Source organism: Pinirhizobacter sp. (genome assembly GCF_036499745.1).
Taxonomy (GTDB): domain Bacteria; phylum Pseudomonadota; class Gammaproteobacteria; order Xanthomonadales; family Rhodanobacteraceae; genus Pinirhizobacter.
The window spans coordinates 35,517-49,903 of record NZ_DASYDG010000058.1; the positions used below are offsets into that span (position 1 = coordinate 35,517).

13 protein-coding genes are annotated in these 14,387 nt (G+C 63.4%); 11 read left to right on the forward strand and 2 right to left on the reverse strand.

The window, feature by feature from the left end; genetic code table 11:
- Window positions 1-63 precede the first annotated feature (63 nt).
- The 5 genes from folD to VGM61_RS19000 all read left to right on the forward strand — a co-directional run bounded on the left by folD (window position 64) and on the right by VGM61_RS19000 (window position 5,190).
- Entirely contained in the window at window positions 64-939 is an 876-nt protein-coding gene (folD, locus tag VGM61_RS18980; RefSeq protein ID WP_331524494.1) for a bifunctional methylenetetrahydrofolate dehydrogenase/methenyltetrahydrofolate cyclohydrolase FolD, read from the forward strand.
- A gap of 65 nt (window positions 940-1,004) precedes the next feature.
- On the forward strand, window positions 1,005-2,459 hold the full coding sequence (gene guaB, locus VGM61_RS18985) for an IMP dehydrogenase (RefSeq protein WP_331524495.1): 1,455 nt from the start codon (window positions 1,005-1,007) through the stop codon (window positions 2,457-2,459).
- A gap of 69 nt (window positions 2,460-2,528) precedes the next feature.
- Complete coding sequence (guaA, locus tag VGM61_RS18990) at window positions 2,529-4,085, forward strand: glutamine-hydrolyzing GMP synthase (protein ID WP_331524496.1); 1,557 nt, start codon at window positions 2,529-2,531, stop codon at window positions 4,083-4,085.
- 34 nt (window positions 4,086-4,119) lie between these two features.
- Window positions 4,120-4,557 (forward strand): type VII toxin-antitoxin system HepT family RNase toxin, encoded by a 438-nt coding sequence (gene hepT / locus VGM61_RS18995; RefSeq protein WP_331524497.1) that lies wholly within the window; start codon window positions 4,120-4,122, stop codon window positions 4,555-4,557.
- Between the two features lie 30 nt (window positions 4,558-4,587).
- The gene (locus tag VGM61_RS19000; RefSeq protein ID WP_331524498.1) at window positions 4,588-5,190 is read left to right on the forward strand and encodes a 2'-5' RNA ligase family protein; all 603 of its coding nucleotides are present in this window, start codon (window positions 4,588-4,590) and stop codon (window positions 5,188-5,190) included.
- A gap of 27 nt (window positions 5,191-5,217) precedes the next feature.
- Here the strand turns inward: VGM61_RS19000 and VGM61_RS19005 are convergent, their stop codons facing one another.
- Window positions 5,218-5,646 carry a type II toxin-antitoxin system VapC family toxin gene (locus VGM61_RS19005; protein WP_331524499.1) on the reverse strand — a complete coding sequence of 143 codons (429 nt, stop codon included), beginning with the start codon at window positions 5,644-5,646 and terminating at the stop codon, window positions 5,218-5,220.
- On the reverse strand, window positions 5,646-5,945 hold the full coding sequence (locus VGM61_RS19010; protein WP_331524500.1) for a hypothetical protein: 300 nt from the start codon (window positions 5,943-5,945) through the stop codon (window positions 5,646-5,648). The genes VGM61_RS19005 and VGM61_RS19010 overlap by 1 nt, the downstream gene beginning before the upstream one ends.
- Window positions 5,946-6,131: 186 nt before the next feature.
- On the opposite strand from VGM61_RS19010, the gene VGM61_RS19015 reads away from it, so the two are divergent.
- The 6 genes from VGM61_RS19015 to VGM61_RS19040 all read left to right on the forward strand — a co-directional run bounded on the left by VGM61_RS19015 (window position 6,132) and on the right by VGM61_RS19040 (window position 14,376).
- On the forward strand, window positions 6,132-6,515 hold the full coding sequence (locus tag VGM61_RS19015) for a YciI family protein (protein WP_331524501.1): 384 nt from the start codon (window positions 6,132-6,134) through the stop codon (window positions 6,513-6,515).
- A gap of 143 nt (window positions 6,516-6,658) precedes the next feature.
- Window positions 6,659-8,989, forward strand: coding sequence for a TonB-dependent receptor (locus VGM61_RS19020; RefSeq protein ID WP_331524502.1), 2,331 nt, complete (start codon window positions 6,659-6,661; stop codon window positions 8,987-8,989).
- Between the two features lie 36 nt (window positions 8,990-9,025).
- Window positions 9,026-11,017: a serine hydrolase domain-containing protein gene (locus tag VGM61_RS19025; protein WP_331524503.1), complete on the forward strand. Its 1,992-nt coding sequence runs from the start codon at window positions 9,026-9,028 to the stop codon at window positions 11,015-11,017.
- A gap of 57 nt (window positions 11,018-11,074) precedes the next feature.
- Window positions 11,075-12,100, forward strand: a complete 1,026-nt coding sequence (locus VGM61_RS19030; protein ID WP_331524505.1) for a dipeptide epimerase — start codon at window positions 11,075-11,077, stop codon at window positions 12,098-12,100.
- 31 nt (window positions 12,101-12,131) lie between these two features.
- The gene (locus tag VGM61_RS19035; protein WP_331524506.1) at window positions 12,132-13,454 is read left to right on the forward strand and encodes a peptide MFS transporter; all 1,323 of its coding nucleotides are present in this window, start codon (window positions 12,132-12,134) and stop codon (window positions 13,452-13,454) included.
- Window positions 13,455-13,464: 10 nt separating this feature from the next.
- Window positions 13,465-14,376 carry a MurR/RpiR family transcriptional regulator gene (locus VGM61_RS19040; protein ID WP_331524507.1) on the forward strand — a complete coding sequence of 304 codons (912 nt, stop codon included), beginning with the start codon at window positions 13,465-13,467 and terminating at the stop codon, window positions 14,374-14,376.
- Window positions 14,377-14,387: the final 11 nt, after the last annotated feature.

A 14,387-nucleotide genomic window follows, 5' to 3' on the forward strand; every position in this document is an offset into this window, starting at 1 on the left:
TGGCCACCCCGTAACACGCTCGCATTTGCGATAATGAACAATTCCTCCGCATCAGCCAGGCCCATGACCGCACGCATCCTCGATGGCAAACGCATCGCCCAGGAGCTGCTCGACCATATCGGCCGGCGCGTCGCCCGCCGCGTGGCCGATGGTCGCCCCGCGCCTGGTCTTGCCGTGGTCATGGTGGGCGAAGATCCCGCTTCCGCGGTGTACGTGCGCAACAAGCGCAAGGCCTGCCAGCAGGTCGGCTTCCATTCCTTCGCCTATGACCTTCCCGCCGATACCACGCAGGAAGAGGTCATCGCCCTCATCGACAACCTCAACGCCGATCCACAGGTCGATGGCATCCTGGTGCAATCGCCATTGCCGCGGCATATCGACGAGGACGCCCTGGTCGACCGCATTGACCCGGGCAAGGATGTCGACGGCTTCCAGGCCGTGAACGTGGGTCGCCTTGCCCTGCGCCGCTTCGGCCTGAGGCCTTGCACACCGCGCGGCGTGATGACCCTGCTGGGCCATACCGACCGCCCCGTGCGTGGTCGCCATGCGGTGATCGTGGGCGTTTCCAATCACGTCGGCCGGCCATTGGGCCTGGAGCTGCTGATCGCCGGCTGCACCACCACCAGCTGCCATAAATTCACGCAGGATCTGGCCGGATTCGTCGGCCAGGCCGATATCCTGGTGGTGGCCGCGGGCAAGCCAGGGCTGGTGAAGGGTGAATGGGTGAAGGAAGGCGCGGTGGTGATCGACGTGGGCATCAACCGCCTGGAAGACGGCCGTCTGGTGGGCGACGTGGAGTTCGAGCCGGCCTCGCGCCGTGCCTCCTGGATCACGCCCGTGCCCGGCGGCGTGGGGCCGATGACCGTCGCCACGCTGATGGAAAACACCCTTGAAGCGGCTGAAGCCCGCGACGGCACGTCGTTCAAGCCACTCTCGTGATGCAGTGCGGCATGCGGGGCCGCGATATCGTATAATGGCGTGATTTACCCGCGGGAACACTCGCCATGCGCATCCTCGCCGAGGCTCTCACCTACGACGACGTCTATCTGGTACCCGGTCATTCCACGACCATGCCGCGCGACGTGGACACCTCCACGCGCTTCACCCGCGGCCTTCGCCTGAACATCCCCATCGTCTCGGCCGCCATGGATACGGTCACTGAGGCCCGCCTGGCCATCACCATGGCGCAGAACGGCGGCATCGGCATCATCCACAAGAATCTTTCGTGGGAGCAGCAGGCCGCCGAAGTGCGTCTGGTGAAGAAGTTCGAAGCCGGCGTCATTCGCAACCCGATCACGGTAGGCCCGAACACCTCCATCCGTGACGTGATCGCGCTCACCCGCAAGCACAATATCTCAGGCGTGCCCGTGGTCGACGGTGAAAAACTGGTCGGCATCGTGACCAGCCGCGACCTGCGCTTCGAGCGCAAGCACGACGACCCGGTGCGCAACATCATGACCCGCGAAGGGCGCCTGGTGACGGTGCGTGAAGACGAAGACCACCAGGCCGTGCTGGAACTCCTCCATCGCCACCGCATCGAGAAAGTGCTGGTGGTGAACGACGACTTCCAGCTGCGCGGCCTGATCACCGTCAAGGACATCCAGAAGGCGTCCGACAACCCCAACGCCGCCAAGGACGGGCAGGAACACCTGCTGGTCGGCGCGGCCGTCGGCGTGGCGGGCGACACCGAGCAACGCGTCGCCGCTCTGGTGGATGCCGGCGTCGATGTCATCGTGGTCGACACGGCCCATGGCCATTCGCAGGCGGTGATCGACCGCGCCGGCTGGGTGAAGAAACACTACCCGCAGGTGCAGGTGGTGGCCGGCAATATCGTTACCGGTGAAGCGGCGCGCGCGCTGCTGGACGCTGGCGTGGATGCGGTGAAGGTGGGCGTGGGCCCGGGTTCGATCTGCACCACGCGTGTCGTCGCCGGCGTCGGCGTGCCGCAGATCACCGCGATCGACCTGGTCGCCACGGCGCTCAAGGATGAAATTCCCCTGATCGCCGATGGCGGCATCCGCTATTCAGGCGACATCCCCAAGGCACTGGCCGCCGGAGCATCGTCGGTAATGCTCGGCTCGATGTTCGCCGGTACCGAGGAAGCCCCGGGCGACGTGGAACTGTTCCAGGGCCGTTCCTACAAGAGCTACCGCGGCATGGGCTCCATCGGCGCCATGCAGCTGGGTTCGAAGGATCGCTACTTCCAGGATGAAGCCGACGCCGACAAGCTCGTTCCCGAAGGTATCGAAGGCCGCGTGCCGTACCGCGGTCCGCTGCGCAACATCATCCACCAGCTGATCGGCGGCCTGCGCGCATCGATGGGCTACATGGGCACGCCTACCGTCGAGGACATCCGCCACAAGGCGCAGTTCGTGAAGGTGACATCGGCAGGCGTGAGGGAGGCCCATCCCCACGACGTGCAGATCACCAAGGAAGCACCGAACTACCGCCTCGACTAGGCACCCACGAAGACCGCCTCGCACGAGGCGGTTCTTCTTTCAGGCTTCCGCACCGTGAGTAACCGCGCCATGACCGACATCCACAGCGACAAGATCCTCATCCTCGACTTCGGCTCGCAGTACACGCAGCTGATCGCCCGCCGCATCCGCGAGATCGGCGTGTATTGCGAAGTCTGGGGCTGGGACCACGCGCCGGAAGAGATTCCGGGCTTCGCGCCACGTGGCGTGATCCTGTCCGGCGGCCCGGAGTCGGTGACGGAAGCCGACTCGCCGCGCGCGCCGCAACAGGTGTTCGACCTTGGCGTACCGGTGCTGGGCATCTGCTACGGCATGCAGACCATGGCCGAGCAATTGGGCGGCAAGGTCGAGGCCGGGCACCATCGCGAGTTCGGTTATGCAGACCTGAAGTTCGGCGCCTGCAGCCTGTTCGACGGCGTGGTGAACGAGGGCGACATGTCCGGCGTGTGGATGAGCCACGGCGACCGCGTGACCGAATTGCCGCCAGGCTTCACGTCCACGGCCAGTACGCCCAGCCTGCCCCTGGCCGGCATGGCCGATGAATCGCGCAAGCTCTTCGGCCTGCAGTTCCACCCTGAAGTCACCCACACCCAGCGCGGCCTGGAGCTGCTGCGCCATTTCATCGTGGATATCTGCGGCGCCGCCACCTTGTGGACGGCAGCGCACATCATCGACGACGCCGTGGAGCGCGTGCGAGCGCAGGTCGGCAGCGACAAGGTGCTGCTGGGCCTTTCCGGCGGCGTGGATTCCTCGGTGGTCGCGGCCCTGCTTGAAAAGGCCATCGGCGAGCAACTCACCTGCGTGTTCGTCGACACGGGCCTGTTGCGCTTTAACGAAGGCGACCAGGTCATGGCCACCATGGCCGAGCACATGGGCGTGCATGTGATCCGCGTGGATGCGCGGGATCGCTTCTTCGAGGGCCTGGCCGGCGTGTCCGATCCCGAGGCCAAGCGCAAGGTGATCGGCCGTCTGTTCGTGGAGATCTTCGACGCTGAAGCGCAGAAGCTCAAAGATGTGAAATGGCTGGCCCAGGGTACGATCTACCCTGATGTCATCGAGTCGGCCGGCAGCAAGACGGGCAAGGCCCATGTGATCAAGAGTCATCACAACGTCGGCGGCCTGCCGGAGAAGATGAACCTGAAGCTGGTCGAGCCGCTTCGCGAGCTGTTCAAGGATGAAGTGCGGCGTGTCGGCGTGGAACTAGGCCTGCCGCGCGAGATGGTCTATCGCCATCCGTTCCCCGGCCCAGGCCTGGGGGTGCGCGTGCTGGGCGAGGTGAAGGTCCAGTACGTTGACCTGCTGCAGCGCGCTGATGCGATCTACATCGAGGAACTGCGCAAGGCCGACCTCTACGACCGCGTAAGCCAGGCGTTCGCCGTATTCCTGCCGGTGCGCTCGGTGGGCGTGGTGGGCGATGGTCGGGCGTATGAGTGGGTGATTGCGCTGCGTGCGGTGGAGACCATCGACTTCATGACGGCCCATTGGGCGCATCTGCCGTATGCGTTCCTTGATGCGGTTAGTACGCGTATTATCAATGAGTTGCCTGGGATTTCTCGTGTAGTCTACGATATCAGTGGAAAGCCGCCCGCGACTATTGAATGGGAGTGATGTTCATGCCCCAATCGATCGCGACAAGATCGCCATGACTGATGATGTCTTGGTCAACAAGGCGGCAAGCATCGAGCGGTGTGTTGGGCGGGCTCGTGAGGAATACCTGAAGGATCCTTCCTCGTTTGCTACCGACATTACGCGTCAGGACGCTGCCATCATGAATATCCAGCGCGCCTGCAAGGCGGCACTTGATATGGGGCAGCATCTTATCCGGCGCGAGCGTCTTGGTTCGCCCCAGAGTGCACGGGGCGTATTCGACATGCTTGCCGAAAACGGGTGGATTGAACCTTCGTTGGCCGGTGGCCTCAAACGCATGGTGGGCTTTCGCAACATCGCGGTACATCAGTACCAGACGCTACAACTGCCGATCACCATCAGCATCATCACCGGCCACCTTGACGAGTTCCTTCGTTACAGCAAGGAAATTCTCCTCACCGAGGCCAGAATTTCGGCAAAGCCCCGCACCTAGACAGCTTTGATGATCGAGGGAGATCAAGGGGTGACCCAGCAGAACCTGTTTGGTGAGCTACCGGCACAGGCGACGAGTGACCGGCACGCGCGCAAGTCGGCTGGACGACCAATACACACCTGGTTTTTCGCGTTGCGGCCCTCCGTCGAGGACGCACGGCGCATCCATGCATTTGCCGGGGGGCTCCTCTCATCCCATGGTGTCCCGGGCAAAAGGATCGATCCGGAGCGTTTGCACATCACCCTTGACCTGGTCGGGCACGACGTGGACCCAGCGCTGGTGGATGCGGCCTGCCGCGCCGCCGACTCGGTTTCCTTTCCCGTCCTAAAGGCGAGCTTCGAGGCTGTCATGACGTTTTCGGCACCCAGCGGCCCACTCGTACTGTTGGGCGCGAAAGGCCTGGACGAAGTCCGCAGCCTGCGCACGGCGCTGGGATGTGCATTGGCCGATCATGGCTTTGCTCCGCCGCGTATCTACGAGCCGCACATGACCCTGTGCTACGACCCGCGGCACCGCCTGGCGAAAACCCCGATCGAGCCGATCGGCTTTCGTGCCATGGACTTCGCCCTCGTCAAGAGCCATATCGGGTTTTCACGCCATGAGGTTCTGCGTACGTGGCGGTTGGCCGGTTGAAGCGATTGCCCCGAAGTGCACTGGGAATCAGTGCCGCCCACGAAGAGGGTTAATGATCTTCAGACCCTCGAAGTCCTTCTCATTGTCCGTAACAACGACACAATCGTTCGTGGTGGCGACGGCAGCAATGATGGTGTCGAAGGCGTTTCGTGGCCGGCCTTTGGCTTTTCCGTCGGCCATCATATGCGCCCAGGCGATCGCCGCCTTTTCGTCGAAAGCAAGGATGCGATTTGAAAAGAGTGCCTGGGGACCTTCGGGTCCTGAAAACCAGGTTTCGAGGATTTTTCGCTTCTTGCCGTTGGGCTTTTCGAGTATGCCCCGATGGATTTCAGCCACGGTAAGCGCGGCGATGAAGAGGTCCGTGTCAATCCGATTGCCCAACCATGCGAGTAGTGCTTTGGAGGGTTCGGCCTTGGTGACATTGCTGATGATGTTTGTGTCGAGCAGATAACGCATCAAAGGTCGACCTTGCGTCCTTCGTTGCCGGAGCGAACGAGGTTAAGCTCGGCGCCTACCAGTGGCGATCGGCGAAGCGCTTTGAGGATGCCGCCTTTCCTGGGCGGCTCGCCCTTGATCGTTCGGTTGACCATGTCACGAATTTCTAGTGCTTCTGGACCATCTTCAGCCAGGCGGCGAGCCAGGGAGCGGATCAACTCGCGATCGGACTCTTTTCCCAGAACCTCGTAGCGGGACATGCCCCGTTGTTCCAGGCGAGATCGATAGTTCTGCACGGCGCGTTTTTGGGCTTGGCTCATGGCATACCTCCAGCTATACCCGGTAATATACCCGGTAATAAGGCCAGGATCAATCTGGAGGGCTGGCCCGTCGCAGCGCCTGCACGGGTAGTAGAGAATTTAAAGGCCGATGTCGATTCCCGGACACCTCATTCGTCGTACCTGTGTCAGGCCAATAAGGCCCGGCCCAACCTCAGGAGACAGACCATGCGTGTCATTGTGTTCGTAAAGGCCACCGTCGATAGTGAAAAGGGCACTCCCCCTTCGATCGACATGCTCGAGGCGATGGGCAAATTCAATGACGAGCTGGTCAAGGCCGGCATCATGCAGCCCGGAGTAGGGGACGGTCTGAAGCCTTCCTCCCACGGCAAGCGCATCGCGTTCGAAGGCCCCGGCCGCACGGTGATCGACGGGCCCTTCGCCGAGACCCGTGAGTTGGTTGCCGGCTTCTGGCTTTGGGACGTCAAGGACATGGACGAGGCGGTAGCCTGGGTGAAGCGTTGCCCCAACCCCATGCCGGGACCGAGCGAGATCGAAATCCGGCCGTTGTATGAGATGGCCGATTTCGAGGCATGGGGAATTCACGTCTGAGCCGGGCGGCGGGTTAGCTGAGGCGCCCGTTCCCATGCAGTGCCTGGCTTTGTGGTGGTATGAGATTAACATTGACAACATCCTGATAACGGGATAACACTCGCCCCGTGCCACCCACAGACCGTCTCGGGGGAGAACGTCTCATGCAGCCACGTCCATGCCGTCCCGTCCGCCGGGGAATTCCCGCCGCCATTGCGTTGGCCCTGCTCGTGCCACTGGGTGTTGTCGCGCAGCCGCTGCCACCTGCCGATCCCGCCAACGTCACGACGGACATCGCCGCCACGCAAGTTGACTCTTCGGGAACGGGGCAGGCGGACACCTCCCCACCGCCGACCGCCAGGCTCAACCGCACCACCACCAACCTCGGCGAGGTCGTGGTCACTGCCAACAAGCGCAGCGAGCGCTTGCAAGACGTACCTATGGCGGTCTCCGCGTTGCAGGGCGAAGACCTGGAGCGCCAGAGTGCGCAGAGCTTCGCCGACTACGCCACGCGGGTGCCTGGACTCAACATCATTTCAGTGGGGCCTGGCCAGACGCAGCTGGTGTTGCGCGGTGTCACCTCGGGTGCGAATACGCCCAATGCAACCGTGGGCACGTATATCGACGACACGCCATACGGCTCAAGCACCGTTTATGCGGCAGGTAGCGTATTGACCCCGGACACCGATCCGGACGACCTGCAGCGCATCGAAGTGTTGCGTGGTCCGCAGGGCACCCTGTACGGCTCGAACACGCTGGGAGGCCTGGTCAAATTCGTTACCACGCCGCCGGACAGCACGCGCGTGGCCGGGCGCATCGAAGCGGGCGCGAGCAGTGTCTCGCATGGCGGTAGCGGCTTCGACGCGCATGGCATGTTCAACCTGCCACTGGTGAAGGATAAGCTCGCACTGCGTGTCAATGCCTATACGCGCCATGATCCGGGCTATACCGACAACGTGTTCACTGGCCAGAAGGATGTCGACGACGCGCAAGTGCGCGGTGGTCGCGCCCAGCTGTTGTGGACACCCTCCGATACGATGTCGCTGCGCCTGTCGGCACTGGCGCAGAACCTCAGCGGCGACGCGCTGGCGAACACCGGCACCGACATCGATCCGCTCACGCGCCGGCCTCTCTACGGTGATCTGAAACAGAGTCGTGCCGCGGGTACGGGCCAGTTCGGCGTGCGCTACCGTCTTTACGATGCCGCGCTGAATGTGGACTTCGGCTGGGCCAAACTGGTGTCCTCGACGAGCTACGGCACGCTGGACAAATCGGCCAATGCCGACGTGACCGCGGCGTACGGCCCGATCATCAATCCGGCGCTGGGGCTGGACGCGGGCTACACGATCAACAACCCGATGAGCCTGGGTAAGTTCACGCAGGAACTTCGCCTGCAGTCGCGGGAAGACCAGACGCTTGAGTGGCGCGCTGGCGTGTTCTTCACGCGCGAACACACCACCAATACGCAGGACGTCCTGACCATCGATCCGGTGACGGGCCAGCGGATCGACTTACCAGTGACGCTCGGCCACATCTCGGTGGGTCCGGCGGTGTTCCGCGAGTGGGCCGGCTACGGCGACGTCACCTGGCATGCGACATCCCGCTTCAGCATCCTGCTCGGTGCGCGCTACAGCAATGACCGCACCACGTTCACCCAGACCGGTAACGGCATCCTGGTCGGCGATTCGAATTTCACCATCAAGGGCAAGGACAGCCCGACCACCTTCCTGTTCAATCCCAGCTTCAAGTTCAGCGACGATCTGATGGGCTATGTGCGCGTGGCCTCCGGCTTCCGCCCGGGCGGCCCCAATGTGGGCGTGCCGCCCGGACTGGGCGCACCGGTAACGTTCGGCCCGGACAAGCTGGTGAGCTACGAGCTGGGCCTGAAATCCGTGATGCTGGACCAGCACATGACGGTCGACGTGGCGGCCTTTTACATCGACTGGAACAAGATCCAGCTCACCTCGTTCGCCGGCGGTTTCAGTTTCCTCGGCAACGGTGGCAAGGCGAAAAGCCAGGGTATCGAGGCAAGCTGGGAATACGCCGCAGCGCGTGGCTTAAGACTGTCCGCGAACGCCAGCTGGACCGATGCGGAACTGGCCGAAGACACGCCGCCCGGCCTTTTCGGCGAGAAGGGCGACCAGCTGCCGTACGCACCGAAATGGAACGCCAATCTTGGCGTGGATTACGACTTTCCGATCGGTGGCGGCTGGTCGGGTTTCGTCGGCGCAAGTTACCGGTTCGTCGGCGCACGAAAGACCGATTTCGCGGTCGTGCCCGGACCGCGCTACGACGTGCCCAGCTATGACGGCGTGGATCTGCGCGCCGGCGCCAACTACGGCGACTGGACCTTCAAGGCCTACGTCAAGAATCTCACCGACGACCGCGGCATCACCTCGATGGGCTCGGAAACGACCGATCCACAGGGTTCGCCCTTTGCAGCCAACTACGTCACGCCGCGCACCGTCGGCGTGTCGGCCACCTTCAATTTCTAAAGTGTGGTTCGCCCACTCACAGCACGGAGCCATGCCATGAACCGTTGTACCCCGTCTTTCCTGGCCTTCGCCCTCACCCTTGTGACGGGCCTGGCCATGGCGCAGGTGCCCACGCCCAAGGCGCCGGTGCCGGCACCGGTCGCCACGCCGGCGGCGCCCCTTTCCCCGGACACGGTCCATGCGCTGACGGCTGAGGATCTGTCCAGCTTCTTCGACGGGCTGGTGCCGTTTGCGCTGCAGCGGGGCGACGTTGCCGGTGGCGTGATCAGCGTGGTCAAGGATGGCAAGCTGCTGTTCGCCCGCGGCTACGGCTATGCCGACCTCAAGACGCGCACGGCGCCAACGCCTGATGCCACGCTGTTCCGACCCGGCTCCACCTCCAAGCTGTTCACGTGGACCGCCGTGATGCAGCAGGTGGAACTGGGCAAGCTGGACCTGGACAAGGACATCAACGGCTACCTGGATTTCACCATTCCCGCCCGGGACGGCAAGCCGATCACCCTGCGCAACATCATGACCCACACGCCGGGCTTCGAGGACACCGCCCGCGGCCTGCTGCCGGCCTCCACCGACGACGTGGACCTCGAGAAGTACCTGAAGTCGCACGTGCCTGCGCGCATCTATGCGCCGGGCGGGATCGTGGCGTACTCCAACTATGCCTGCGGCCTGGCCGGCTACATCGTGCAGCGCGTATCCGGTCAACGCTTCGAGGATTACATCAAGCAGCATATTTTTGATCCGCTGCAGATGAACCATTCGAGCTTTGCCCAGCCGTTGCCGCCGGCGCTGGCGTCACTGATGTCCAAGGGTTACGAGAAAGCTTCCGAAGGCAAGCCGCGCGCGTTCGAGCCGGTGGATCCAGCGCCGGCCGGTGCGCTGAGCAGTTCGGCGACCGACATGGCCAACTTCATGATCGCCCAGCTGCAGGGAGGACAGTTCGGCGATGCGCGGATCCTGCAGCAAGCCACTGCCGACCTGATGCACAGCCCTCAGCACACCGCGGCACCCGGCCTCAACGGTTTCGACCTGGGCTTCTACCAGGAGGACAGCCACGGCCAGCGCATCATCGGCCACGCCGGTGACACCATCGTGTTCCACAGCGACCTGCACCTGATGCTCGACGCGCACGTGGGCTTATTCATGTCGTTCAACAGCGCCGGTAACGAGGGTGGAGCGCACGTAATCCGCAAGGCGGTATTCAAGTCGTTCCTCGACCGTTACTTCCCCTACAACGCGCCAGCCGAACCGACCGTCGCCACCGCCAGGGCCGATGCCGCCCGTGTCGCCGGATGGTATGAGTCGAGCCGGCGCAATGACAGCTCGCTGCGCCCGTTGTACCTGCTGGGCCAGACCAGCGTGGCGCCGCAGCCGGACAACACGCTGGTGATATCGGTCTGGAACAACTACGCGGGCAAGCCGCTGCACTGGCGCGAGGTGGGGCCGCTGGTCTATCGCGAAGTCAACGGCGACGCGCACCTGAAATTCGTCACCGATGCCGACGGCAACATCCAGTACTGGGCCACCGATGTCGAGGCGCCCGTGTTCGTGTTCCAGCGCGTATCCGCCGGCAGGTCCATGGGCAGGGTGAGTCTGCTCGCCGGGCTCTCCTTCGTCCTGCTGATCGTGACCTTGCTTAGCTGGGGCATCGGCGGCTGGGTACGGCGCCACTATGGCCGCGCGCTGGTGCTGACGCCGGCACAGCGTCGCTCGCGCCTGTGGTCGCGACTGGGTGTGCTGGCGTTGTTCGTGGACATGGCCGGGTGGATGACCCTGCTGGGGATATCGTCGGTGAACGAGGACCCGCTGCTGCAGGGCACGATGACACCGTGGTTGTACCTGCTGTTCGTGCTGGGCGTACTGGCCCTGATCGGCGCCCTGGCGGTGGTGGCGAACGTCGTTCGCGCATGGATGGCACCGCGTCGCGGCCGCTGGGTCCTGGCTGGTGAAACCCTGCTGGGACTCGCCGCCCTCTACCTGGCCTGGTTCATCGTCGCGTTCGGGATGGTCAGCTTCAACGTCCGGTTCTGATCTCATCTGCGCGGCGGCCGATCACCGCCGCCGCGCGCATTATCGAAGGAAGCAAGCATGAACATCCACGCAAGTGGCCGTCTGCGGCTGCAGGCGACCCTGAAGAGCTGGCAGACCAAGGCTCCATTCCATATCACCGGCTACACCTTCAATGCCTTCGAGGCGATGGTGGTGACGCTTGTCGACGAACATGGCTTTGTCGGTCGCGGAGAAGGCCTGGGCGTCTACTACCTCAAGGACACGCCCGCCACGATGCTGGCGCAGGTCGAGACGATGCGCGCGCGGATTGAAGCGGGCATCACGCGCGAGGAACTTCAGCAACTGCTTCCCGCCGGCGGCACCCGCAACGCGCTCGATTGCGCCCTGTGGGAGCTCGACGCCCGCCGCAGCGGCAAGCCCGTATGGGAACTGGCCGGCCTGTCGACCCCACGTCCACTATTGACCACCTATACCCTCGGTGCCGAGGCACCGGAGATGATGGCCGAGCGAGCGCGTGGATATGCCAGCGCCCGCGCGATCAAGATGAAGCTCACCGATGACGACTTCAATGCCGACCGCGTCCGTGCCGTACGCGCCGCACGGCCCGATGTCTGGCTGATGGTCGATGCCAACCAGGGTTTCACACCCGTATCGTTCGCACTGCTGCTGCCGGCGCTGGTGGAAGCGAACGTCTCGGTGGTCGAACAACCCTTTCCATTGGGCAAGGAAGCCTGGCTCGACAACCTGGAGCGGCCGATACCGATCGCAGCTGACGAGAGCGTGCAGGACCGTAGCGACCTGGCGAAGATGGTGGGCCGGGTCGATGTGATCAACATCAAGCTGGACAAATGCGGCGGACTGACCGAAGCGCTGGCCATTGCCAGGGAAGCACGCGAGCTTGGTTTCGGACTGATGGTGGGCAACATGTCCGGATCGTCGATGGCCATGGCGCCAGCGTTCGTGGTGGGCCAGTTGTGCGATGTAGTGGATCTGGATGGGCCGGTATTCCTTACCTCCGACTGCTCGCCGGCGGCTAGCTACGAAGATGGATTGATCTTCTGCGATGACACCGTGTGGGGTGGCGCGCAGGCGGTTTCGGCATAGTGGGGCAGGGCTACCAGGGGAGGGCAGGCGCATGTCCGTCACCGTGAAGTCCGTCCGCGGCAGCGACTGGTTCGGCCACCCGCGCGGATTGAGCGTGCTGTTTCTGACCGAGATGTGGGAGATGTTTTCCTTCTTCGGCATGCGCGCGATCCTGGTCTATTACATGACCAAGCACCTGCATATGGACCAGGCTTATGCGTCGCTGGTCTATGGCACGTACGCGGCGTTCGTCTACTTCACGCCAGTGCTCGGCGGTGTGATGGCCGACCGCTGGCTGGGCAAGCGCAACGCGGTGATGATCGGCGGCTCGACGATGGCGCTGGGCCATTTCATGATGGGGTCCGAGCCATTGTTCTACCCGGCGCTTGTGCTGATCGCGGCGGGCAACGGGCTGTTCCTGCCCAGCCTTGCCAGCCAGATCGAGGGGCTTTACCGGGACGGCGACGAGCGCAGCAAGACCGCCTACAACATCTACTACGTGGGAATAAATCTCGGTGGTTTCCTGGCGCCACTGGTGTGCGGCACGCTCGGCGAGGCGTTCGGCTGGCACTGGGGGTTCGCCGCGGCGGGTTTCGGCATGCTGCTGTCGCTGGTGATTTACCTGGCCGGCGCCGCTTACCTGCCGGTGGAGCCGCCGCGGGGCGCCGCGGCGAAGGCGGCCCGACCGCCACTGGATCGCGCGGCGCGAGAGCGCTTCGGGCTGCTGATCGGGATCGCCGCGATCGTAGTGGTGTTCCGGGGCGCCTACGAGCAGAATGGCAACACCATCGCCCTATGGGCCGACACCGGCATCGACCGCCAGCTGGCCTTCGGATGGGTGATACCGATGACCTGGTTCCAGTCGATCAATTCACTGGCGGTGTTTGCCTTTACGCCGTTCCTGGTGGCGCACTGGACGCGACTGGCCAGGCGCGGAGTGAAGACACCGCTACTGGCGCGGATGGCGACCGGTGCGATGATCGTGGGCGCCTCGTTCGTGGCGCTGGGGCTGGTGGCCGCGTGGAGCGACGCACACGGCACGCGGGCGAGTTGGCTGTGGCTGTTCGCGTGGTTCGTGGTCTTCACCATCGGTGAGTTGTATATCCTGCCGGTCGGCCTGGCGCTGTTCGGACGCATGGCGCCGGAAGGTTTCCGTGCCACCAGCATCGCCACATGGTTTTTCGCGGGGTTCTTCGGCAACCTGCTGGCTGGCGCGCTGGGCACGCTGTGGAGCCAGATGAGTCATGGCGGGTTCTTCACCCTGATCGGCGGGGTTGCCGGCCTGTCGGCCGTGCTTTTGTATATGCTCAGTCGCCGCCACGCTGACGTGGAACGACATGGACAGACGGGCCCGGCCATTGTGCTGGCTCCATGAGAGACCGGTAATGATCAAGGATCTACAGAAAAAACTGAAAGACGGCATGGAGTCATACACCACCTCCGAGCAGAAGATCGCCACGTACCTGCTGCACAATCTGAGCGGGATTCCGTTCGAGACCGCCGCATCACTGGGCCAGCGGGTCGGCGTGAGCTCGATGACCGTGGGACGCTTCCTGCGTACCCTGGGCTACGCCGGTCTCAACGAGTTGAAGGAAGAATTGCGTGGCGATTCGCCATGGCTGCAGCTGTACAAGAACCCTGAACATCGCGGTGGCGCGGCATCGGTGTCCGAAGATCTTCAGGCGGAAATCCGGGGCGTAACCACAGCGCATGCCTTGACACGTACGGCCGAATGGAGCGCCATCGTCAAATTGCTGGTAGGCGCCGATCGGGTGTCGGTCGCCAGCTTCCACCAGGGCCGATTCCTCGGCCTGGGCTTCGCCAGCCTGATGCAGCATGTCAAGCAGCGCACGGTATTCGACGAAGGCCTGGACGGCGCCTATACCGACCTGTTGCTTGATTCAACCGAGAAAAGCTGTGTTTTGCTGATTGATTTCCGGCGCTACTCGCGGCACTTCCGTATCCTGGCCGAAGAGTCGGCGGCGCGCGGCATTCCACTGGTCATCATCACCGACAGCCAGTGTTACTGGGCGCGTCAGTTTACGAAGAACGTGCTGATGCTGCCGGCCGACATGGAGCGGCCATGGCACAATTTCACGGCAGCCACGAGTCTGCTGAGCCTGCTGATCGGCGCGGTAAGCCACGAACAAGGCGACATGTTCGAGCGCATTGGTGACATCACCCAGTTGCGACAGAAACTGGTGGGTTATGTCGAGGCTCCGGTCAAGGAAAAGCGTGAATCGGCTACGGCCGGCAAGCCAAAAGCTCGCAAGGGCCGCAGCCCGCCGAAAACCTGAGTTATCCGCAC